The following is a 23138-nucleotide window of genomic DNA, read 5'->3' as shown; positions in this document are numbered from 1 at the left end:
CCCCAGCTTTTTTTCCACAGAAACAAAGCAAGAGACCGAGGTTGCCCTCTCACACTAGAGATTTATGGAAGCTGAGAACTGGTTTCCAATCCCCATTGGTGCTTCAAAAAGTGCTTATACATGTTTTCACGCACAATCATTTGCTCGTATAGCTTGATCAGAAAATCCTGAGCCTGTTCACGACTCATCCGTTCTACTTGATTTTCAAAAGAGCGAACACTGAATTGTTGCTCAAGAGAGAGATCCATAGGCTGACTCATAATATGCTCCAGTATGAGAGAGTACACAGTCGTAATGCCGCAACTCGCCAAAGAATGGATAAGTGTTGGCTTAATCAAGCAGCAAATTCGATTGAGAATCTAAACTTGTGCTGATGTGATTATTACAGAAGATAACAAACGTTTGACAAAATGCACACACTCCTTAAGGGGTATTTTCAACAATTTCTCTATCCATCTAGAGATAAAAGCGCTGAAACCCTAGCTTTTTAGGCATTTTGGCAAGGGTAAAATGGTTTATTTTTTATTTTTTCCTTATTGACTGAACGATTGGAAAGAGTCTAGGGCTTTCAAGCCATCAATTATGTGAATTAGCGAACAAATTTGGAGATTCGTAGAAAAAATAGGCGATCGCTGCTAACCTGCCCCCCTTAAAGGGGAACTATAAAAAGGGGAAGTTATCGGATGGATCAAGATAGTGGATTGGTTTCAGAGGCTGACGATGAATGCTACACAAAAGTTGCCCACTAATTTTGCAGATGGCGATTTTGTCTGTGTAGATGAATTTGAAGCGATACGGGCTACGCCCAGACAAGTCAACGCACTGAATACTCAGGCTCAGTTCCCATCTCATAGGTTAGAAAGCTCTGTGCCGTTTTGTTTGGAGTGTGCCTCGGCAATAGATGCTAGCAAAAAACAAATGCAGTATCAGGCGTTTGTAAACCAGTTAACGTTGTCGATACGGAGTGCTACAAACCTGAATGCTATTTTGCAACTAGCAACGGATGGAACGACTCAAGCCTTGCAAGTACAGCGCGGAGTTTTGCTGCGCTTGAAATATTGGGAGCCACCCCTACGGAATACGCTTTCTGAACAAATGCCCAAAGTGTGGGCAACTGTAACCTGTGACTGTTCACTTCAAAACAATTTAACCCAAGGCAGCAATTTAATCCAAAGCAACGGGGATGAAGCCCTCAGCGATAAAGAATTGCAGTTTGAGAAATTATCGGACTTACCCGCGATCGCCCAAAACTTGCTGCCTCAGCTACATGACTCATTTTGGCTATCGGATTACGACTTTTTTAACCAGGCATTCTTGGATTCCCCTCAAGTGACTGCTCTAGACCATCAGTCCACTCACACTTTTGGTCAACAAGCCTTCCCCTCTTTGTTAATTGCGCCGCTTGAAAGCCAAGGAACAGTACTCGGCTTTTTAGTTTTTCAGGCTTCACCAGATTACGTGTGGCAATCAGAACAGATTGAGTTTGTCGAACTGGTGAGCGCTCAAGTTAGCACTGCCATTATGCAAACAGAAACATTGCGCCAGGTGCAGTCATTAGTGGAAAAACGCACAGCGGAACTAAAACACAGCCTCGCAATTCAGGCAAAACTATATGAGCGATCGCGGCAACAAGTGGAGCAGTTACGCCATCTCAATACTCTAAAAGATGAGTTTTTGGATACCATGAGCCATGAGTTGCGGACTCCGCTCACCAGTATGTCGTTAGCCATTCGGATGCTGCGCCAAACTGGGTTGGCGAGCGATCGCAGTAGCCAATATCTAGATATCCTAGAGCAGCAGTGCCAGCAAGAAACTAACTTAATCAACGATCTGCTAGCGCTACGCGAGTTGGAATCGCATCAAACAGTCATGCAGCTAGAGGAATTTAACCTGATGACTTTGGTGAATGAATTGACTGAAGGAATTGTTCCCAAATGGGTAGCAAATAGAATTACGCTACAGATCGAAAAACCCCAACACTCAGTCAAAATTCGCAGCGATCGCGATAGCCTCAGTCGCATTTTGCAAGAATTACTGACCAATGCCGGAAAACATTCCGTTCCCAACAGTCAGGTTTGCTTAAAAATCAGCATTCAACGGCAAGCATTTGCTGATCAAATTAGTATTTCACTAACCAACACGGGCACTAAAATTTCTGCTGAAGAGCTACCGTACATTTTTGATAAATTTAGGCGATGTGCCGGAGCTACACAAAATGTGGTTCAAGGAACCGGCTTAGGACTAGCCCTAGTACGCAGTCTAGTTCAACATCTCAATGGCACAATAGCCGCAACAAGTTTTCCAACCGCAAACGATGCTTTGTGGGAAACTTGTTTTACGTTAACGTTGCCGCAATTTTTGGAAGTTGTAAAACTCTCATAGTTCAAACGGAGATCGACTTGTGTTTTATTTCACGTTCAGTCGTCGGCTAGGTTTGAATGATTCATGATCATTCTTGAGCCGATTGTCCAAAAGCCATTTCGGTGGCAGCGTATCCGGTATTCACCGCTGGTGCGCCAAATGGACATTGCTCTATCGTCGGGGCAACTGATCGTTTATCTATGGTGGGATCGGGTTTTTCCGCGCCAATCTCGTCGCAACCGCAACCGTCGCGCTCAATGGTTGGTAGGCACTCTGTTAGATCTAGGACCTACATTTATTAAGCTAGGGCAGGCCTTATCGACTCGTGCTGATCTGCTGCCGCCAGAGTATATCGAGGCGTTGACCCGTTTGCAAGATAAGGTGCCAGAGTTTAGCGTTGAAGTTGCGATCGCCACAGTGGAAACAGAGCTAGGCGCGCCGATTTATTCCCTCTATCGCCAGTTTGACTTGATGCCTATTGCGGCGGCTAGTTTAGGGCAGGTGCATAAAGCTAGGTTGCATACGGGCGAAGAGGTGGTTGTTAAAGTGCAGCGTCCCGAATTAGATCGACTGTTTCACTTAGACCTGAAAGTGTTGCGGCGATTAGTGCGGTTCTGCGATCGCACCTTCCCGTGGATTCGGCAATATCGGATAGAAGCCATCTACCAAGAATTTGCAGAGGTTTTATATAAAGAGATTGATTATATCCAAGAAGCAATCAACGCTGATCGCTTCCGGTTCAACTTTCGGCATCATCCCCGCATTGTGGTTCCCAAAATTTATCCCAAATATACGACTCGCAAAGTATTGACAATGGATTATGTGCCGGGGATCAAAATTAGCGATCGCCAAAGCCTGGAAGCCTGTGGCATTAATTTGAAAGAAATCAATCAGCTAGGGATTTGCAGTTACCTGAAGCAATTATTGCAAGATGGCTTTTTTCAAGCGGATCCCCATCCCGGCAACATGGCAGTCAGCCAAGATGGATGTCTGATTTTTTATGACTTTGGCATGATGGCAGAAGTTCAGCCAATTAACAAAGACCAGATGGTCAAAACATTTTTTGCGGTATTGCGAAAAGATACGGATCAAGTGATCGATACACTCTTGGATATGGGACTGATCGAGCCAGTGGCAGACATGACCCCGATTCGGCGAGTGACGAGCTTTTTGCTAGAACAATTCACCGATAAGCCCATAGAACTGCAAGCCTTTACCCAAATGCCGACAGAACTCTATGCGTTGTATGACCAGCAGCCTTTTCGCCTCCCGCCTAAAATGACTTTTATTTTAAAGGCGCTGACGACGTTAGATGGAGTGGCTCGGACTCTTGATCCCGAATATAGCTTAATGCTCGCCGCGAAGCCATTTGTAAAAAGCCTTGCAGTCAGCAATCAGGGGAATAGTGGCATTGGTGAATTAGTCCGTCAAGCCCAGAGATTTGTTGTGTTTAAACTGCGTCAGCCCAGTTCTGCTGATCTATTGTTGCGTCAAGTGAAAGAACAACAAGAGCAGGAAGACTTTCAAAGAAGAATGCAAGTGTTAGCCAGCGATCGCGCTGCAAAACGCCAGAGTCTTTCGATTCGCTGTCTTGTCTATGCTTTCTTGACCGGATTTGCCGTATTGTCAGCCACGGTACTACTGGTGAATGGCTATATGAACTGGGCGATTGCTACCTTCGCGATCGCAGGAGTGGGAGGAATTATCTTGCTCCGTTCCCTGTTTGCTCTAATGCTGCAAAATCGATTCAGCCCAATGCTGGAAAAATAAACAGTATTTCTATTTCTCTTTAATCAGATCCACTAACATCTTGCCCCCAATCCCTGTTCCATGTTCAAAGTTGTCACTTCCAATCTTTCCCAAGAGTTCACACGCTGGACAGAGGCGCTCAATACCGCCAAATCTCTCATGCCAAGCTGCAAATGGACAGAAACCATCAAAATTTATCTGTGCGATGAATTGGTCTGGCTATACAGTCGAGAATATAAGTATCCCCAATACCTTGGAGCCGGCAACTATGATCGGCTAGTCCAGCTATTTATTCAAGAAACCTTGGAAGACACTGAAAAAATGAGAAACGGTGAACAGGTCAATTCCCACGACAGCTTGCGTCCCGATTAATCAAACCAAGAGTTTCATCCCAAGTAAAGAGTTTCATCAAACAAAACTCTAATCCGAATCTGCATCTTTTTTATCAACAATCACCACAAAATTTGCTTCGGGAGATTGTTGCTTAAAGAACAAAAGGTGACCATCAGCATCAGAGCGGCTGCGATAGCGGGCAACGATCACCAATTGCTTATTGGGCATCAGTTGAGCGATCGCCCAACGATTCAGCCGCTGTTTATAGGATTTTGCATCAAGGTCAGACGCAGGGCTGTTGATCTCGGCGTTGAATGTCATAAAAGTTGCGTCTTCTATAAAGAATATAGGCGTAAGCGAATCGGTTGACGGAAGTATGCAAGCGCCATACATTCACAATTCGGCAAAAGAAAGCTAGATCAGCTAACTGTCAAGATTTATTTATCAAATCTAAACAACTGAATCAGGTAGGACTTTGGGCAGCAAGGAAAATAAAGCAAATAGAAGAGCTTTTCTAGAAGAGAAAGGGATTCCCATACCGACCGTACCCCCATAAAAGCACTCTTCACCACTCCTCAAGTATAAAGTTTTTGTAAGCAAGGCGACTTAATTGAGGTTGAACTCTGCTAGGGCAGGCAGAAAATTTCGGTTTTCGTGCATAGAACGGCTCAGTTTAATCAGTGTAAACCGCTTTAACGGGCTGAGCGCTGACCATTGAGTCAGAGTCAGATCGGCTTCAACTTCAAGTGCTTTCTCTTGCACACTAACAGGAATCTGAGTGGTATTCAACCAAGGCGGCTCTAAATCGATTGGCAAATCAGAAGCGATAGTTCCAGTTCGCTGTTGTACAAGATGATGTAAAACCGTCCGATACTGTTGAATCTCGGCTTCGGTTTCACAGGGTAAGTCAACCATTTGAGCGCGATCGCACGGTTCAAACTGATGCCAATGCTGTAGTTTTAGTTTGACACCACAGGTATCGAGCTTAAACCGAACCTGCATTGGAATACAGCGCAACGACTCCACAAAATCAGATTCAAAAGCAAAAAATTGACTCATGAGTGCATCCTTTTTGTCCACGATCATTTTTGCAGCTATTGCGTTGAAACTTAGCATTATCAATTTTGTTGGATGATCTCACTGACCTGTTTCGCAGTGGCAGGCGCTAAAAGTATGCCATTTCGATAGTGTCCACTGGCAAGAATGACGTTCGGATAGCCAGCTAGTCGCTCCACAATAGGAGCAGGGCGACCTTCAGGACGAGGGCGTAACCCAGACCACTGCTGGATAATTTTGGCATTTTTGAGGGCAGGAACCAACGCGATCGCCTGCTGCATCATTTCCTCTAGCCTATCTTGATTGGGCTGTGGAGGTGTCAAATATTGCGTCTCTGTTGCCCCAAACTCCACCGTTGCGCCAATCCAGTATTTCCCGTTGCCTAAGGGAACCAAATTTATATCATTCCCGGTGATGACAGGTTGGTGATTAGGCAATCCTAAAGGAGACTCTAGCGAGATCTGCACCGCTTGACCGAGGACAGGGCGAATATCCACAGGTTGTTGAAGACTGGTAGTTAGGGCGGCTGAGCCTAAACCAGCGGCAATGATCAACCAGTCAAGCTCAATAGTTTTGGGGGAGTGTAGCCGAAAAGTTCTATTCGCTTCCTGAGAAGCAGGTTCCAATATTACGGGCGTATTGAACTGGAAGGAGACTCCATTTCGTTCCGCAGCGGCAACCAGCGCCAAGGTGAGAGCCGTTGGATCAACCTGACGATCGCAGGGGGAATAAACCGCCCCAATCACTTGCTCCAAGTTGAGATGGGGATAGTTTGCGGCGAGATCGGCGAGATCGCAGATTTCCAACTGCCACCCTTGAGTATGGCGAATCTTTGCCAGCGATCGCCAACGTTCTAGCTCATCTTGAATGAGATCATCTCCAGCAAAACAAAGCCGCAAAATTCCCTGGCGATTGTAAGGAATCTTGCGGTTTGTCATGGCTTCTAGCTGAGGAATCCATTGATCATAGGTTTGGATGCCCAACAGTCGCTTTTGGAGAGCGTTGCCCTTGGGCTTTTGGCTAATGGCTGCCATCAGAACTCCCAGCGCCGCACCCGTAGCCGCTTGAGCCGGAGCTTGGCGATCGAACACCTTGATTTCCAACTGCGGAATTTGGCTCAGTTCGTAGGCGATCGCTGCACCCACAATTCCACATCCAACAATGACAACTTTCACAGTCAGCGAGCTATTCAGCCATTGGCTCCGCTGCTTCTGCTTCTGGTGTTTCTTCAACCGCAGAAGGTTCTGCTTCGTCAGGCTCAATCTCCTGTCGCGACTGAGGCGCTAACAACTCCTTCAAAAAGCTAGATTTATCAGGTGCAACCACTGGCTCCGATGGTTTTGGCTGAGGACGAGCCGCTTCGGGCACTAGGGCTAAAAACGAATCAAAGCTTTTCAGGGCGGCACTATATTCACGTTGAGCAACCGCAGCTTTTGAGTTTTGGGCGGCGAGATCAAGCGCAATTAAATCATTAAAAACGTTCTTCGCAAGCTGACGGGCAGCGGGTTGAGCATCGGGCAGCAGAGTCCGGGAAAGGTTCTGCATTTTGACACGTAACTCCCCTAAAGGACCACGAATAAAGTTTCGGGTAAACGTCCAATCTTGCTGTTGCACGAGTTGCCCTAACTCAGGCAAGCGATCGCGCATTGCCTGTAAATCGGTAGCATAGTCCTGAATTTGCTCCAACTGTTCGGGCGTATACGTTAAGGGCTGTTTCACTTTGGCAGCCTCAACCTGACCGACTCCAAGCACTAACACCATGAACAAAACCAGAGCGGCTGACACAATCGTGCGAATCTTCACCATGACCTGCTAACCCAACCTCGCCGAATGAATGATTTTATTTGTAGGGTTTAGGCGATCGCTAAAAATGACCGTCTTAAACACTCTACGTCAAGAAGTTTATATCAAAACCGCTGCCCCGTTCTATCTCCCTTCTCGCTAGACTTATGGTAAACTCCACGGGTCTTCGGTTTGTTGCTGAGGTTGGATATGGTGAAGGTGATTGGTCGTCAGCCATTGGGTCGTCAATCGGTCTACGACATTGGGGTTGAGCGCGATCATAATTTCATGCTGGCAAATGGAGTGGTCGCCGCCAATTGTTTTAATAAATCCCACTCAACGGCATATGGGTATGTCACCTATCAAACTGCCTATCTCAAGGCAAATTATCCGGTTGAGTATATGGCGGCGCTGTTGACGGCAAACAGTGGCGATCAAGACAAAGCCCAAAAGTATATCGCAACCTGTTTTGCAATGGGTATTCAAGTGCAGCCGCCCGATGTGAATCGCTCTGGGGTTGACTTTACGCCAACCGGAGAGGCTATCTTGTTTGGTTTGGGCGGGGTTCGCAATGTGGGTTTGGGGGCGATCGAAAGTTTGCTAGCATCACGAGAAGCAGAAGGCTCGTTTAAGTCATTGCCCGACTTGTGCGATCGCGTAGACTCGCGTGCCGTTAACCGGAGAGCCTTAGAAGCGCTAATTCATTGTGGTGCCCTCGATCAGCTAGACCCTAACCAAAACCGCAACCAATTAATTCACGATCTAGAACTCATTTTGGATTGGGCACAGGCGAGATCGCGCGATCGCGCCAGCGGACAAGGCAACCTGTTTGATATGTTGGGCAGCACATCAGCCCCAGTGAATGCCTTTGAATCGGCTCCTAAAGCGAATCCCGTTCCCGACTTTGCTCAACAAGAGCGGCTACGGCTAGAAAAAGAGATCATCGGCTTTTATATTTCTGATCATCCACTGAAGCCGCTACAAGCGTCTGCCCGAATGTTGGCACCGATTAACCTCAGCGATTTGCAAGATTATGCCGAAGGTTCTTCGGTGAGCGCGATCGTCATGTTAACGAGCCTCAAACCAGTAACTACCAAAAAGGGCGATCGCATGGCAATTCTCACGATCGAAGACCTGACTGGAAACACTGAGTGCGTGGTTTTTCCTAAATCTTATGAGCGCGTTAGCGAAAAACTCATCGTGGATGCGCGACTGATGGTGTGGGGCAAAATTGATCGGCGGGATGATCAAGCGCAATTTATTGTCGAAGACGTAGAACCCATTGAAGCAGTCCGCATGGTGATGGTGGAGCTAGAACCTAAAGTTGCCAGTGATATTGAACAACAGCATCGCCTCCGCACCGTGTTATTGCAGCATCGGGGCGAGGACGATCGCGGCAAGGTGCCCGTAGTGGCGATCGTCAGTGCCCAAGATAAACGCCACTTTGTCCGATTTGGTCCTCAGTTTCGCGTTTATGATCATCAAGCTGCCGTCAACGCCTTACTAAAAGCAGGGTTTCAAGCTCGCATTTCTTCGTTGACCGCCGCCGTTTAAGTCATTCTCAATCTGCTGATGCCTAAGAACCGTTGAGGTGACAGCTATATATGCTCCTGTTTGGGCAAGTGTTGCGAAGGCGATCGCGGGTTAGAGCAAAAATCTAGATACAATAAAATGCTGCCAGTAGAGAGGAATTCATGACCACATCTCCGTCGTTTGATGCCTCTGAATCACTCCGCACTAGCCTCAATCAATTACTGGATCAACTGCCCCAAAACAAACATGGGGAACTCATTCAGCTAGCATTAACAACCCTAGTACGAATGACCGAGGATGAAATCGATCGCCTAGATTGGAAAATTTTGAACGCATCCCTACAAGACATGGAGCGGGCATTCAAAGTACTTTATCCCTATCGTCACGTTCGCAAAATTTCTATTTTTGGCTCTGCCCGCATTCCATCCGGCAGCCCCGAATATCAAATGGCAGCAGACTTTGCCCGCCGTGTCACCGACCTAGGATTCATGGTGATTACAGGCGCAGGACCTGGAATTATGCAGGCGGGTAATGAAGGAGCCGGACGAGCAAAATCCATTGGGCTAGGGATTCAGCTTCCCTTTGAACAAGGCTCCAACCCTTTTATTGAAGGCGATCCCAAGCTTATCCCCTTCAAATACTTCTTCACCCGAAAGCTATTTTTCCTGAGAGAAAGCGATGCTCTTGCCCTTTTCCCTGGCGGCTTTGGCACCCTTGATGAAGCCTTTGAATGTCTCACACTTTGCCAAACAGGTAAATCATTGCCCATTCCGCTCGTGTTGATCGATCGCCCCGGCGGCGACTACTGGCACGACTGGCTAGAATACGTGCAAAAACAACTCCTCAAGCGGGGCTTAGTGAGTGTCGATGATTTCAGCCTATTTACGATTACTGATCGGCTAGATGAAGCCTGTGACATCATTACCCGCTTCTATAGCGCCTTCCATTCCTGTCGCTATGTGGGCAATCGCCTAGTCATGCGCCTCAACATCGAAATTTCTGATAAAGCCGTAGATTATCTCAACCATCACTTCAGCGACATTTTGGTAAAAGGACAGATTGAAAAGAGCCACGCTCTTCCTCAAGAGGCTCAAGATATATCCATTGGCAAATCTCGCCTTCTCCTGCATTTCAACCAGCGCGACTTAGGACGGCTCTATCAAATGATTAACGAGATTAACCGCCTTGGCATTGAACCCTCTGAAGATATGCCCCATCCAGAACGGAAGTGAGCAGGAAATAGGGAATAGGTTTAGCTCAAGTTCTCAACTTCCGCCCCCTGCTCCCTAATCCTTGCCCCTTCTCTTGCAACTAGATACCCGCTAGAATAGGCAAAGGTTTACTACGGCGTTGGTGACTACCAATAATGTTTTATGATCTATGCCTTCTGAATAAGGGAACTACGAAGTCTGGCGGCAGTAGACCGGGCATGTCACTAAAGATGATCATGTAATTCCGGAAACTTAAAGCACAGGCAGTTGGTGCCCACCTGGTCTAGCACCAGGTCAAAAACTGAGGTAAGACGGCGTTGCGGTAAACTCATTAGATTTTGAATTCCTCTGTTCAACATGACCAGGGGAATTTTTGATTTTATTGAGTTACTCATTTGAGGAAAGAGCAGGACATAAGCCGGGTTCTGTTCACCTAAAAGGGGACGGTTATCTATCTAAGGCGGTTGTTGCCAAACGCCTTTAGCGGACTCGCAAAGATGCATTGCATCCCTGCCGGAGCGGGAAAAAGACCAACCCTAGCTCCTACTGCCTTGCATCCAACCGGGGTTTACCTAGCCAGCACTTCTCAATGCTGCTGGTGCGCTCTTACCGCACCTTTGCACCCTTGCCAGAGTAGTTATGAGTTATGAGTTATGAGTTATGAGTGAAATTCTCAATCCTTACTTCTCGTACCTCAGTTGTCACTCTTCGGCGGTATATTTCTGTGGCACTATCCTCACGATCGCTCGCACTGGGCGTTACCCAGCAAGTTTGGTCTTTCGGAAGCCCGGACTTTCCTCGAACTGCATCGCAACTCGCAACCATCTCGCCTACTCTTTCCAAGACTAGTGTAGTTGAAGGGAAGAGGAAAGAGGGAAAAGAGAAAAAGCTGAGACTATCTTGGGTTCCAAGGTAATCCGGCTTGCCATGGCAATTTTTTTAGAATGAACTTGCAGCGTAGTTGAATGCGATCGCCCTCTGCACTATAGGTAGAGCCAATCAGTCGCAGCGCTAAGTCGAGACTAAACTCCAAGGGGTCTATTCTGCTGATAAATCGGGCGTATTTTTTCTTGGGGGGATCATCTTTACTTTTTTTAAGCGCTTCAAAGTCGAGCAGCGGTTTGCTCACTTCCATTTCCAGCGCCACGGCAGCATCTTTGTCTTTCGGCTCTTTGCGCTTTAAAACGTCTTCTGCGGTAATAATTTCTTTTAAGGTGGCACCGGGGGCAACAGTACTAAAGACCTGATTTTGAAATAAATCTAAAGTGGTGCCAGGAATAAGACGGGTCACGCGGCGCGATCGCCCTTGCAAATCGGTCGTGGCGCAATAGTCCCAATCGATGTAGATAGAATGAGTCTGTGATTTATTGGTCACTTTGACTCCAAACTGTTTCAGCTTGTCATCTTTGCCGAACTCGTAGCGTTTCTCAAAATCAAAACCAACGCCTACTATATCTTGAAGATTTTGATCGGCTAACTGCTGCTTTAAAATTTCCTCATCTAAAGAAACGGTATATTCATCATTAAAACTGCTCACAATCTTGGACAGTGCCCAGGTGATCACAATTAGGTAAATTACCAAAATGATTGGGTCTATCGATCTCATCGAAGATTACCCATCCCGATCGCTTTTTTGTCAGAATTGCTAGGAGGCTTTACGGCTGACATATTTTCAAACCAGCCCCTGCGCCAAAACAAAGCCACCATGGCGATCGCGATCGCCAACATCACCGCTAAACAAATAGGATATCCCCAGTAAGCATTCAACTCTGGCATGTTGAACGGCGACTTTTCAGGATTAAAGTTCATGCCATAAACCCCAGCAATGAACGTTAATGGAATGAAGATAGAAGATGTTACTGTTAATACCTTCATCACTTCGTTCATTTTGTTACTAACAGACGACAGATAGATATCCATCAAGCTAGAAGCCAGTTCACGGTAAGTTTCCACCATATCCAACACCTGGATCGTGTGGTCATAGCAGTCGCGCAAATAAACACGGACATCGTTGCTAATCAAATCACTGCCATCTCGAATCAAGGCATTAATCGCATCCCGCTGAGGCCAAATGGCTCGACGCAGGGTCAGTAGCTGACGTTTAAGCTCATGAATCTTTTGCAGAGTTTGGCGATTAGGATTGGCTACTACTTCATCTTCTAGTTCTTCTAGCTGTTCACCATAGATCTCTAGAACCGGAAAAAAACCATCAATAATCGAATCTAGCAGGGCATAGGTGAGATAATCAGCCCCATTACAGCAAATGGTTCCTTTACTGGTGCGAATCCGTTCTCGAATAGGACCAAAGCTGTCGTAGCGGGGTTCTTCTTGAACCGTGAGCAAGTAGTGCCGACCCAAGATAAAACTAACCTGCTCACTTTCAAATGTTTCTTCGTCGTCCCGTAAAGTGACCATGCGCGCGATGATCAGCAGTTGCTCTGGGTGTTCTTCCACTTTGGGTCGCTGAGGAACATTCACCACGTCTTCTAACACGAGCGGATGCAGATTAAAGACTTCCCCCAATCGCTGCATAATATCTTCATTGCCAAATCCTTTTACATCGACCCAGGAAACTGATTCGGTATCTAGATAAGGAATGATTTCTTCGGGGGTATCGAGTTCGCGTCGGCTAGCGCCCTTTTTAGAGTAGTCAATCAAAATGATGACGGGTGGGGGGGCTTTGGGATCAATATCAAGGGTGCCCGGAATCTCGCCGGGGGTGTGATAGTGATAGTCAATATAGGAGTCGTCTTGATCAAGGTCAGGAGATAGCTGTATTAAGGGTGGGTGCAAGCGATGGTCTACCATGTCAGAAAACCTTTAACCATTTTTTGAGAAGGCGATCGCTAAAAGTAAATCGTTGCTCAAAGGGAATCATTGCTAGTGTACTGTTGCCAGGACTGATAGAGTTATTGCGATCGCAGTAACTCTTTGCCATTCTGTACTGCCACCAGATTTACTTTTAGAGGACCTGCTGTCAATGTTTTTTCCTCCGCGATCGTTCTTAGCTCGATCGTCTCGTTGTACCCTTGCAGCTTTTCGATAAATGTCAATAGATCTTGGACTCGCCCATCGCCAATTTGCACCGTATCAGTCAGAATTCCCAAACGCCGCGCCCTAAATCCGGCTGCGGTTACTAGCAGATTAATTCGCTGCTGAATTTGAACCTCGCTCAAGCTAGCTGGATTTAGAGACGTGGCAGCAATCAGATCCCCTTCTTGAAAAACAATCCGGTTGGGAGCCGCTTCTGCAAAAACTTGAACCAGGTTTTCTCCAGTAAGATAATTGGCAGCTGACGAAATACGGACTACATAATCTTGACCGTTACTCACTTGCCTGATCAGTTGATCCACTTCGGCTTTGGTAATTTGAATGATTTGTCCCTGCGGTTTTGTGCCAGGTCGCACCAATTGAGTTGCAGAGCGATTGGCTTCTCGTAAAAGCTGATCGATCGCGCCTTGGGTAGAGCGTGGGTCAAGAATCCGCACCACCGCCGAAGAAAGCACTTGCCCCCGCTGGATTGCCACATTACCCCGGCGCAACCCCTCGGCTTCTCGCTCCAGCTTGCCAATTTCTTGCACCAAAAAATCTTGCTGAGCTTCTAGCTGTTTCAGTCGCCCTTCCCGCTCACTAATGATTGCACTTTTGGCTTTAATTTCCTCTTCTGCCACTGCCACAACTTGACTCTGCTCTGCTTGCAGTCGGCTAATATTGGCTCGAAATTGCAATACTTGCTCAGAGATAGTGGCAAGTTGGCTGCGGTTTTGTTCAAGAGTCCGCTGTACTGTAACGCGATCGCTCATGGCACGGTTCCGTTCGGCGATCGCGCTTTTCAAAGAGCCGCCAATGGTTTGAATCTGTTTTTGAGTACTCATTAGTTGCTTTTGAGCCTCAATTTCTTGGGCTTTTGCCCGGTTTAATTCGGCTTCAGTACGTTGCTTTTGAGCTTGAGCCGTTTCTAACTGACTTTTTGCATCGTTTAGGTCAGTGCGTGCCCGTCTTAGCTTGCGTTGAAGTGCGCCTAATTCAAAGACTCCGGTGCGTAATGGACCACTGGTTGCAAATAGAATCCCCAAGGTGGAAGCAGCAACGACGATCCCCGTCAAAATGGTGATTAAGGTTGCCGTGCGACGCGGGCGTAAGTTAAATAGGCTGAGGCGAGCTTTCCCAACTTTGGTGCCAATGCGATCGCCCACAGTGGCAATCACACCACCAATTACCAATATTGCAAATATTAGGATCAGCCCCGTAGACATCGCTGCTCCAAACCAAAACGCCCTAACCTTTGCAATGCAAACAGGGGCAAACTCATCTATAGCCTACCCCATGAATCTTTGATGATGGCTCTACTCACTTGCGAATTTGTGAGCGCACAACTCTTATTTTTAATAAACTGCTGGTTTCTAGCTCATCACGTAAACTGCTGACTTAAGGTTACAGGATTATGCACAGTAATTTTCTTTTTATGAATCGAAACCATATTATCTTGCCGTAAGTCGCCTAAAAGCCGAGTGACCGTCACACGGGTAGAGCCGATCGCTTCTGCGATCGCCTGATGCGAGAGCTTCAGATCAATCGTAATTCCTTCTTTACTGGGCGTACCAAAATCTCGGCACAGAATCAACAAAAAGCTAACCAATCGAGAACCCATATCGCGATGAGCCAGCGTTTCAATCATCATTTCAGTCTGCAAAATGCGCGAAGACAACCCTTGCAGCAAAATCATCGATAGATCAGGGTTATCTTTTAACGCTTTCTCAACCTGTTCAATCGGTACTGAAAGCAACTCCACAGGCGTAAACGCCACAGCATGATAAAAGCGATCGGAACGATGTCCTGTAATCAGCGACAGCACCCCAAACACACTATTTTCTCTCAACAATGCAACTGTAATTTCTTCCCCTGCTTCGTATACCCTAGAAAGCTTTACGGCTCCCTTAACTAGGAAGTAGACGCGCTCAGCAGGATCGCCTGGAAAAAAAATCGTTTTACCCCGTTCAAACGATTCAACAACGGGTGGAAACACCCCACTTCCCATCTGACGAAATACCGATGCCAGTGGTCTATCTTGCGTCACAACCATATTCCCCTGCTCGGAGTCCTTACTACGTGCCAACTCGTTGAATAAAACATGCCGAATAATTAGCATTCAACTCTGTAACTTAGAATACTTAAACGCACTCCTAAAGGGTTTTTTGTACCCTTTGTTACAAAATAAGGCGATCGCAGCCCCTATACAAAAGCTTAGAGTCACTTACCTACCGCTTTCTTACCCATATAAAGAGCCTAGAAAGTATCAGTATCTTAACCGCAGCTTGGCAAATTGAACAAAATTCATTGCAAAAATAATTACGGGCATCTATTGAAATCCTTTTTGCAGCTAAACTTTAGAACTCTTGAACTAACTAGGAGTGCTATCTTTATACCCCATATTTCAGTATCCTCATAGGTGCCCTCAAAGGATTGATTGCCATGCTGGACTTGACTGGGAAAAACGCCCTTGTAACCGGAATCGCTAATAACCGCTCGATCGCGTGGGGCATTGCCCAACAGCTTCACAAAGCCGGCGCGAACATTGGCATTTCCTATCTACCCGATGAAAAAGGGAAAATGGAAAAAAAGGTAGCTGAGTTGGTAGAACCCCTCAATCCCAGTGTATTTGTTCCATTAAACGTTCAAGATGATGCTCAAATTCAATCTGCCTTTGAAACCGTAGGCGATAAGTGGGGCAGAATCGACATTTTGATTCACTGTCTAGCATTTGCCAACCGAGATGACCTGACAGGCGGCTTCGTGGAAACATCTCGCTCCGGGTTCGCCACAGCACTGGATATAAGCACCTACTCCCTCGTTAAGCTCTGTGGTGCAGCAAAGCCATTGATGACCGAAGGCGGCAGCATTGTCACACTTACCTATTTAGGTGGTGTGCGAGTGATCCCCAATTACAACGTCATGGGGATCGCCAAAGCGGGTTTGGAAATGAGCGTCCGATATTTGGCAGCGGAACTGGGACCTCAAAAGATTCGAGTGAATGGCATTTCTGCCGGACCCATCCGCACTCTGGCATCCTCTGCGGTGGGCGGAATTTTGGATATGATTCATCATGTGGAAGCCGTCGCGCCCTTACGTCGCACCGTCACCCAAACAGAAGTGGGAAACACTGCCGCTTTTTTGTGCAGTGATCTATCCAGCGGCATGACAGGGCAGATTCTTTATGTGGATGCGGGCTACGAGATTTTGGGCATGGCTTAGGCAAAGCAATCCTGGTTGACCGCACCAATCATTTGTTTCATTCAGGGGGCGATCGCCCCAGTAAACTCCGATATCCTCTTGGTCAAACCCCACAGGATTTAGCAAGATGCGATACCCTTATCTAGAAACTGCACCTTCCGCAAAATAGCCTCCATGAGCCAGACTCTCGATATCAGCCACCTCAATTCCTCTCAGCGTCGTGCCGTAGAACACTACTGTGGACCGCTGTTGGTAGTAGCAGGAGCGGGTTCTGGCAAAACGCGGGCGCTCACCTACCGCATTGCAAACCTAGTCCTAAATCATCGCGTTGATCCTGAAAACATCCTGGCGGTCACCTTTACAAACAAAGCCGCACGGGAAATGAAAGAGCGAATCGAAAAATTATTTGCCGATCAAAAAGCCCGCAGCGATTTTGGTAAACCCTTAGATGCGCTCTCTCCTATTGAACAAACCCGGCTAAGATCTTACGTTTACAAAAATATTACCAAAGAGCTTTGGATTGGGACATTTCATGCGCTTTGTGCCCGAATTTTGCGGTTTGACATCGAAAAATATCAAGATGGTAGTGGGCGCAAATGGACCCGCAATTTTTCTATTTTTGACGAATCGGATGCTCAAAGTTTAGTCAAAGAAATTGTCACTCAAAAACTTAACTTAGACGACAAAAAGTTTGATCCAAAATCGGTTCGCTATGCCATTAGTAACGCGAAAAATAAGAGCCTCTCGCCCCAAGATTTAGAAAAAGATCAGTCTAATTTTCGCGGACGAGTGATTGCCAATGTCTACAGCATGTATCAAGACACGTTGTCGGCAAATAATGCGCTGGATTTTGATGATCTGATTCTTACGCCAGTCCAGTTGTTGAAACAAAATGAGCAAGTCCGCGCCTATTGGCACAAGCGTTTTCGCCATGTGTTGGTGGATGAATATCAAGACACAAACCGGACGCAATACGATTTGATCAGTCTGCTCGTGACCAATGGTGAAAACTCTAACACCTTTAACGAATGGGAGTATCGCTCGGTGTTTGTGGTGGGTGATGCGGATCAATCTATTTATTCATTTCGGGCGGCAGATTTCACGATTCTGATGGGGTTTCAGGATGATTTTGGCGATCGCCTGCATGACGACGACACCCGCACAATGGTCAAGCTGGAGGAAAACTATCGTTCGACCCGAAATATTTTAGAAGTTGCCAATCAACTGATCGACAACAACACCGAACGCATTGATAAAGTGCTGAAACCGACGCGGGGTGAAGGTGAACCGATCTTCTTATATCGAGCCGATGATGAAACGTCAGAAGCAGAATTTGTCACCAATCAAATTCGCCAGTTAGAGGCAAAGCATCCTGAACTACACCACGGTAAGTTTGCCATTTTGTATCGCACCAATGCTCAATCGCGGGCAATGGAAGACTCGCTGGTAAAATTACAAATTCCCTATAAAGTCGTGGGCGGACTGCGGTTCTACGATCGCAAAGAAATTAAGGATGTGCTGGGATATCTCAGGGCGATCGCCAACCCCTTTGACACCATCAGCCTCCTGCGCGTCATCAACACACCTCGTCGCGGCATTGGCAAAACCACGATCGATTCTTTGGTCAAAGCTTCCCAAGAATTGAGCATCCCCCTGTGGGAAATTTTATCGGACGAAACCTCAGTTAAATCTTTAGCGGGTCGGTCTGCTAAAGGAGTGCTTCAGTTTGCTCAGATTATTCAAAAATGGCGACAGGAATTGGATGCTTGTTCCGCTAGCGAAATTGCCCAAGGCGTACTTGAAGACTCTGGCTATGTAGCAGACCTGAGAAATCAGGGAACCGATGAAGCCACCGATCGCCTGGAAAACGTGCAGGAACTTTACAATGCGGTGCTGCAATTTGAGGAGAACAACGATGATCCTAGCTTGCTCGGTTTCCTAGCCAGTGCCTCATTAGCCTCTGACCTCGATAACTTAGGAGAAGAAGATCAAAAAGTATCTTTAATGACGCTGCACTCCTCAAAAGGTCTGGAATTCCCGGTAGTATTTTTGATTGGATTAGAGCAAGGGTTGTTTCCCAACTATCGTTCCATGGAAGATCCCGCTGCATTGGAAGAAGAACGGCGACTTTGCTATGTGGGGATCACCCGTGCCCAAGAGCGACTCTTTATTTCCTATGCCAGGGAACGCCGCTTATATGGCACTCGCGAACCTGCAAGCCCCTCGCTCTTTTTAGCAGAGTTGCCTAGAGAATTGCTTAACTCTAATGTGGCGGCGGCAATTCCTAATAAGTGGACGAAACCAATTTCTGAAATTCGTCGGAACAAAAGCGAATCACGTAATATGCCCAATAGCCATGCGAATGATTGGAGTGTGGGCGATCGCTTAATTCACAAAGCTTATGGCGAAGGGGAAGTCGTCCGTATTTTTGGCGCAGGCAACAAAATTTGTTTAGCCGTCAAGTTTCCAGGCTTGGGGCAAAAGATTATTGATCCCAAAATGACTCCTATTCGGCGAGAAGATTAGCCTTACCACTTTGAATTAGCCAATTGGCGCTGTGCGTAGTAGCGCACCGCGATCGCCAATCCTAGCAGAAACAAGAAACCAGTCAGCCCCACTAAAGGATTGCGATTAATGCCTGTAATCCAAGCAGGTACGCGGTCGGTATATTCAACCAGCTTGCCCACCTCGATTAAGTAATTGCCCCAAACTAACCCCGCATGAAGCCCAATCGACAATCCTAGTCTGCCCCTGAGCCGTTTGAAACCTCGGTAGTCTTTGCCCGATGGTTCATAGCTTGCCCGCTTTGCCCAGACCAGAGCGATTCCCAGACAGACCAAAGATGGAAATGCCAATAGGTTGAAATGAATCGCCGCAAACGCGATCGCGTTAAACCAAAGGCATCCTAGAGGGGTATAGTCGCGCTGAAGTTCGTCAAAGAGCCAGCCGCGAAACAGTAGTTCTTCTGCAAACGCGATCGCCAACGCTACCAGCAATCCTTCTAGCAAGATCCTTGGAAAAAGAGCCGATGGCGACTGCCACTCTACAAATCCAAGCAGTGTTTCCACGCCAAACAATACCCATAAGCTGAAGAAACCAACGCCTAAACCGCTAACAAGCTCTAAGCCGATCCGTGGACTCAACTCCAGCCCATATTGCCAAAAGATGCGAGGCTCTCGATGAACTTTCTGTCCCCAAATTCTGACCAACCCGATAAATACCAGGTATAAAACGATCAGTGTGAGGATACTAGCCAAATTCTGATCGGCAATTAGTAAACGCCCTGCGATCGCAAAAGGTGCCCATAGCAGCAACAAAACGCCCACAAAGAGAGCCACCCGTGCAGGTGCAGGATAGCGGCTAATTTGAGATAAAAAAACCTTCAATCCAATACCCTGTTTATTCGTCTGGTTCAATAGTGCTGATTAAACCATGCATCTTTAAAGTTTCACAGTAAAACTCAGCATGTTCCTGCTCACACGTAATGACCAAGGCTAGTCCATTCGTATGAGCTTCCATCATAATATCGACGGCTTGGGGCTGCGTCAGGTTTGGAACTGTAGTGATTAAAACCTTTACAACATGCTCCATGGAGTTGAAATCATCATTATGAAGCAAGACCCGGTAGCGAGGGGCAATCTTACGGACTGTTGAAGGCTTTGCAAGTGTTTCGACCGCCACGACTTTAATCCTTTGTACTAACTATTTCAGACTAACCAACCTGATGTGCAACTAAAGTCATCCCACCCTACGGGAAGCAAGCTATATCCCCCAGCCCTTCTCCCACTCTGGGAGAAGGATTTAGGGTGGGGGATATTGGGATAGTCGCACATTGCATAATCAAATTTATTAAATTGAAATCCTTAAATTTAATCAGCTTGCAAAAAGAAAATTTGAACTTATTGATACAGTATTTACATTGCTTAATCTTATTTATAACATCCAATCTAAATTATCCAATCTAAATTGAAGTATCCATTTCGCCAGAGTTTAGTGAGTACAAACTTAAAGCAATTCTAGAGTGTTTGAGATTCATCCCAACAACAACCGTAGATAGTTAGGTTGCTTGCCCTAAAATCTTAAAGAGATAGGCAATTGAATTGCATAACCATTTATTAAGAACTTTGTAAAGCAGGATCATGGAAAACTTCTGGAATACTGTTTCCAAATACCCAGTTTTTGTGGCTGGAACCATTCTGGGTGTGTTTTTGAATGCTGTAAAACCACTAGCCCCCTTACTCAGAAATCCCGTGACAGCGATCGCGCTGGGAGGAGTAGCAGTGGGTGGTTTTGCTTTTATTGCTTTTACCCTACGCGCCATGCTGGGATTGCAATAGTTTTAAGTTAACGAATAGACCACGAGAACGCAACCTCAACAGGTGGTATCTCGACTGCATTGGCATTCATTGGAAGGGAGAGTTAAGTTATGGCTACAGATCGGCGAGTTGCCCGTGTTTCAGAACTAATTCGGCGGGAGGTCAGCCAAATGCTGCTAACGGATATCAAAGATGATCGCGTGGGTGCTGGCATGGTCAGCGTTACCGATGTGACTGTGGCAGGAGATCTGCAACACGCTAAGATTTTTGTCAGCATTTATGGCGACTCTGCTGCCAAAACTGAAACAATGGAAGGTCTAAAAGCAGCTACAGGCTTTGTTCGTAGTGAATTAGGACGGCGAATTCGGCTCCGTCGCACTCCAGAAGTTATCTTTTTGGAAGACATTGGGTTAGAGCGAGGCGATCGCGTCCTCACCTTGCTGAATCAACTCAGCCAAGAGCGCCCACCTGACGATCTTGAAGGAAACGAAACCACCTTAAACCCTTCTGCTAGTGGAACAAATAGCGCTTCAAGTGACTTAGATGGCGATGATTTTGAGGAAGATGAAAACGACTTAGAAGATGAAGACGATTTTGAGGAAGATGAGGACGATAAGGACAGCCAACCTGTCATAAAACCATAGCAGCATAATAGTCTGCTCCTAAATTTGTCTTCTGTTCCCCCTCTTCTGTTCCCTCAATGCAATCTTTCCTTTCTCCCCTTGATTCACTTTCCTTAGCGGCTCAAGTCGCTCAAATGGTGGTAGTTCGGGCTTCGGGCTATTTATTTGACCATCAAATTCGCTATCCTGCCTGGGAACCACCCACGAAAACTCTGGAATCTTGGATTGCTGATTTAGGCGTGGGTGGCGTAATTTTGCTGGGGGGAAGTGCCGCAGAAGTGGCGCTGCGAACTCAGCAGTTGCAAGATTGGGCAGAGGTGCCTTTGTTAATTGCGGCAGATGTGGAAGAAGGGGTTGGGCAACGGTTCACGGGGGCGACTTGGTTTCCGCCTCCCATGGCGATCGCGGCAGTCTATCAGCATAATCCTACGCTGGCAAAACAATATGCTGAGCAGATGGCAGCTATCACCGCTCAAGAAGCTCAGGCGATTGGGCTAAATTGGGTGCTGGCTCCAGTAGTGGATGTCAACAATAATCCTGACAATCCCGTGATCAATGTCCGGGCATTCGGTGAAACTGTGAAGGCGGTTAGTGAATTGACAACGGCGTTTATTCAAGGTGCAAAACCTTATCCCGTGCTGACGGCTGCTAAACATTTTCCGGGTCATGGCGACACTACGATCGATTCTCACTTAGAGCTTCCCGTCATCCCACATGATCTGGAGCGCTTGCGGCAACTGGAATTCTCCCCATTTCAAGCCGCGATCGCAGCAGGTGTGGATTCGGTCATGAGCGCCCATCTAAAAATTCCAGCCCTCGACGCGACCTATCCTGCAACCCTATCTCACGCAATTTTGACTCAAGTGTTACGCCAAAAACTGGGGTTTGAGGGGTTAATCGTGACCGATGCGCTGGTCATGGGGGCGATCGCCAAGGGCTATGGTGCCAACGAAGCCGCCGTGCTTGCCGTCGAAGCGGGAGCCGATATTTTGCTGATGCCTATTGATCCAGTCGGTGCAATTCAGGCAGTCTGTAGCGCAGTGGAATCAGGACGAATTACCCCTGAACGAATTCAAGAGTCTGTGGAGCGGATTTGGACGGCAAAGCAAAAGGCATGTGCGCCGCCTTTAAAGGAAACGACTTCTCATGCGTGGGAGTCGATTCAGCCCATTGTGCAACCCAAAGAGTTGACGACGCAGTTAAGCCAACCCACCGCGATCGCGGTAGTTGATTCAATTTTGCAAGACTCGCAGCGAATTTATACCCCTGGTTTATCGCGCTTGGCTAGTCGCCCTTTACAAGGCAATCGCAATTTAGTTGTTTTAGACGATGCCTTAGAACGAGATCTGATTGGGCATGCGCCAGCGGTGACCATTCCTGCCAGCAAAGGCTATCAATTGCAGCGAATTGATTCTCATACTCCCGAAAATGCCCTTGATCGCTCCAGCACTCATCAACCAACCTTGCTGCAACTGTTCATTCGCGGTAATCCGTTTCGCGGCAGTGCTGGGCTGAACGAAATCGCTCAAGCATGGCTGCACTTTCTGATCGACTCCGAGCAACTACATGGCTTAGTCATCTATGGCAGCCCGTATATTCTTGATCAATTTGTGCCAATTTTGCCGCCCGATGTTCCCTATGTGTTTAGCTACGGACAAATGCCCCAAGCTCAGGCGATCGCCCTCGAAGCCCTCTTTTCAATGGCATAGATTACGGGTACATCCCACAGGATCTTCATCTTGCATAATCGCTGACATATTCACGAATATGCTCTGCAACTCGATCCTGGATTTCGCTAAAAAGACTCCATCATTTTGATGATGGTATCAATCGTGGACGACATAGAAAAATTTTTGAGAAAACCGTGTTGGTTCCTGAACTAGCACTAATCGCCTTTTCTGCGTTTTGATGGCTTCGCTGACCGATATCCTCAGAACTTTTGA

General features: G+C 46.9%; 21 protein-coding genes and 2 other RNA genes. 11 read left to right on the top strand and 12 right to left on the bottom strand.

The annotated features are described in order from the left end of the window. Positions 1-62: 62 nt before the first annotated feature. Positions 63-260, bottom strand: coding sequence for an NblA/ycf18 family protein (locus AB3R30_RS12440; protein ID WP_458649507.1), 198 nt, complete (start codon positions 258-260; stop codon positions 63-65). Positions 261-720: 460 nt separating this feature from the next. Between AB3R30_RS12440 and AB3R30_RS12435 the strand changes: the two genes are divergently transcribed. From AB3R30_RS12435 to AB3R30_RS12425, 3 genes are all read left to right on the top strand, one after another. Beyond that, entirely contained in the window at positions 721-2382 is a 1662-nt protein-coding gene (locus AB3R30_RS12435) for a GAF domain-containing sensor histidine kinase (protein WP_458649506.1), read from the top strand. 63 nt (positions 2383-2445) lie between these two features. Continuing rightward, on the top strand, positions 2446-4131 hold the full coding sequence (locus AB3R30_RS12430) for an ABC1 kinase family protein (protein ID WP_458649505.1): 1686 nt from the start codon (positions 2446-2448) through the stop codon (positions 4129-4131). A 60-nt stretch (positions 4132-4191) separates the two neighbouring features. Continuing rightward, positions 4192-4482 carry a hypothetical protein gene (locus AB3R30_RS12425; protein ID WP_458649504.1) on the top strand — a complete coding sequence of 97 codons (291 nt, stop codon included), beginning with the start codon at positions 4192-4194 and terminating at the stop codon, positions 4480-4482. A 48-nt stretch (positions 4483-4530) separates the two neighbouring features. Here the strand turns inward: AB3R30_RS12425 and AB3R30_RS12420 are convergent, their stop codons facing one another. From AB3R30_RS12420 to psbQ, 4 genes are all read right to left on the bottom strand, one after another. Next, positions 4531-4764: a hypothetical protein gene (locus AB3R30_RS12420; RefSeq protein ID WP_458649503.1), complete on the bottom strand. Its 234-nt coding sequence runs from the start codon at positions 4762-4764 to the stop codon at positions 4531-4533. A gap of 285 nt (positions 4765-5049) precedes the next feature. Then, positions 5050-5502 carry a nitrate reductase associated protein gene (locus AB3R30_RS12415; protein ID WP_458649502.1) on the bottom strand — a complete coding sequence of 151 codons (453 nt, stop codon included), beginning with the start codon at positions 5500-5502 and terminating at the stop codon, positions 5050-5052. Positions 5503-5561: 59 nt separating this feature from the next. Then, positions 5562-6674 carry an NAD(P)/FAD-dependent oxidoreductase gene (locus AB3R30_RS12410; protein WP_458649501.1) on the bottom strand — a complete coding sequence of 371 codons (1113 nt, stop codon included), beginning with the start codon at positions 6672-6674 and terminating at the stop codon, positions 5562-5564. A gap of 10 nt (positions 6675-6684) precedes the next feature. Next, on the bottom strand, positions 6685-7305 hold the full coding sequence (psbQ, locus tag AB3R30_RS12405; protein ID WP_458649500.1) for a photosystem II protein PsbQ: 621 nt from the start codon (positions 7303-7305) through the stop codon (positions 6685-6687). 186 nt (positions 7306-7491) lie between these two features. On the opposite strand from psbQ, the gene AB3R30_RS12400 reads away from it, so the two are divergent. The 3 genes from AB3R30_RS12400 to ssrS all read left to right on the top strand — a co-directional run bounded on the left by AB3R30_RS12400 (position 7492) and on the right by ssrS (position 10355). Beyond that, on the top strand, positions 7492-8835 hold the full coding sequence (locus AB3R30_RS12400; RefSeq protein ID WP_458649499.1) for a helix-hairpin-helix domain-containing protein: 1344 nt from the start codon (positions 7492-7494) through the stop codon (positions 8833-8835). A 140-nt stretch (positions 8836-8975) separates the two neighbouring features. Continuing rightward, on the top strand, positions 8976-10046 hold the full coding sequence (locus AB3R30_RS12395; protein ID WP_458649498.1) for an LOG family protein: 1071 nt from the start codon (positions 8976-8978) through the stop codon (positions 10044-10046). 104 nt (positions 10047-10150) lie between these two features. Beyond that, positions 10151-10355, top strand: a non-coding RNA gene (gene ssrS / locus AB3R30_RS12390) — 6S RNA. A gap of 69 nt (positions 10356-10424) precedes the next feature. Here ssrS and rnpB read toward each other — a convergent pair. From rnpB to ntcA, 5 genes are all read right to left on the bottom strand, one after another. Continuing rightward, positions 10425-10862, bottom strand: an RNA gene (gene rnpB / locus AB3R30_RS12385) — RNase P RNA component class A. Positions 10863-10920: 58 nt separating this feature from the next. Further along, the gene (locus AB3R30_RS12380) at positions 10921-11631 is read right to left on the bottom strand and encodes a hypothetical protein (protein WP_458649497.1); all 711 of its coding nucleotides are present in this window, start codon (positions 11629-11631) and stop codon (positions 10921-10923) included. After that, entirely contained in the window at positions 11628-12833 is a 1206-nt protein-coding gene (gene corA / locus AB3R30_RS12375; RefSeq protein WP_458649496.1) for a magnesium/cobalt transporter CorA, read from the bottom strand. The genes AB3R30_RS12380 and corA overlap by 4 nt, the downstream gene beginning before the upstream one ends. Positions 12834-12934: 101 nt before the next feature. Continuing rightward, complete coding sequence (locus AB3R30_RS12370) at positions 12935-14281, bottom strand: DUF3084 domain-containing protein (protein WP_458649495.1); 1347 nt, start codon at positions 14279-14281, stop codon at positions 12935-12937. A gap of 155 nt (positions 14282-14436) precedes the next feature. Further along, complete coding sequence (gene ntcA / locus AB3R30_RS12365) at positions 14437-15174, bottom strand: global nitrogen regulator NtcA (protein WP_458649494.1); 738 nt, start codon at positions 15172-15174, stop codon at positions 14437-14439. Between the two features lie 323 nt (positions 15175-15497). On the opposite strand from ntcA, the gene fabI reads away from it, so the two are divergent. Together fabI and pcrA are read left to right on the top strand one after the other, a co-directional pair. Beyond that, a complete protein-coding gene (gene fabI / locus AB3R30_RS12360) occupies positions 15498-16277 on the top strand; it encodes an enoyl-ACP reductase FabI (RefSeq protein WP_458649493.1) in 780 nt (259 codons plus the stop codon). Between the two features lie 153 nt (positions 16278-16430). Further along, positions 16431-18782 (top strand): DNA helicase PcrA, encoded by a 2352-nt coding sequence (pcrA, locus tag AB3R30_RS12355; protein WP_458649492.1) that lies wholly within the window; start codon positions 16431-16433, stop codon positions 18780-18782. Between the two features lie 2 nt (positions 18783-18784). Here the strand turns inward: pcrA and AB3R30_RS12350 are convergent, their stop codons facing one another. Then, positions 18785-19672, bottom strand: a complete 888-nt coding sequence (locus tag AB3R30_RS12350; protein ID WP_458649491.1) for a lysostaphin resistance A-like protein — start codon at positions 19670-19672, stop codon at positions 18785-18787. Further along, positions 19656-19937, bottom strand: a complete 282-nt coding sequence (clpS, locus tag AB3R30_RS12345) for an ATP-dependent Clp protease adapter ClpS (protein WP_458649490.1) — start codon at positions 19935-19937, stop codon at positions 19656-19658. Before clpS ends, AB3R30_RS12350 begins: the two co-directional genes overlap by 17 nt. 458 nt (positions 19938-20395) lie before the next feature. Between clpS and AB3R30_RS12340 the strand changes: the two genes are divergently transcribed. The 3 genes from AB3R30_RS12340 to AB3R30_RS12330 all read left to right on the top strand — a co-directional run bounded on the left by AB3R30_RS12340 (position 20396) and on the right by AB3R30_RS12330 (position 22904). Next, positions 20396-20593: a DUF751 domain-containing protein gene (locus AB3R30_RS12340; protein ID WP_458649489.1), complete on the top strand. Its 198-nt coding sequence runs from the start codon at positions 20396-20398 to the stop codon at positions 20591-20593. Between the two features lie 89 nt (positions 20594-20682). Then, positions 20683-21216 carry a 30S ribosome-binding factor RbfA gene (rbfA, locus tag AB3R30_RS12335; protein WP_458649488.1) on the top strand — a complete coding sequence of 178 codons (534 nt, stop codon included), beginning with the start codon at positions 20683-20685 and terminating at the stop codon, positions 21214-21216. A 56-nt stretch (positions 21217-21272) separates the two neighbouring features. Continuing rightward, on the top strand, positions 21273-22904 hold the full coding sequence (locus tag AB3R30_RS12330) for a glycoside hydrolase family 3 N-terminal domain-containing protein (protein WP_458649487.1): 1632 nt from the start codon (positions 21273-21275) through the stop codon (positions 22902-22904). Positions 22905-23138 lie beyond the last annotated feature (234 nt).

Origin of the sequence: Sivoneniella epilithica UHCC 1019 (genome assembly GCF_040830845.1) — a bacterium.
Classification (GTDB): domain Bacteria; phylum Cyanobacteriota; class Cyanobacteriia; order Leptolyngbyales; family Leptolyngbyaceae; genus ULC077BIN1.
This window is presented reverse-complemented; position numbering and strand designations above follow the sequence as displayed.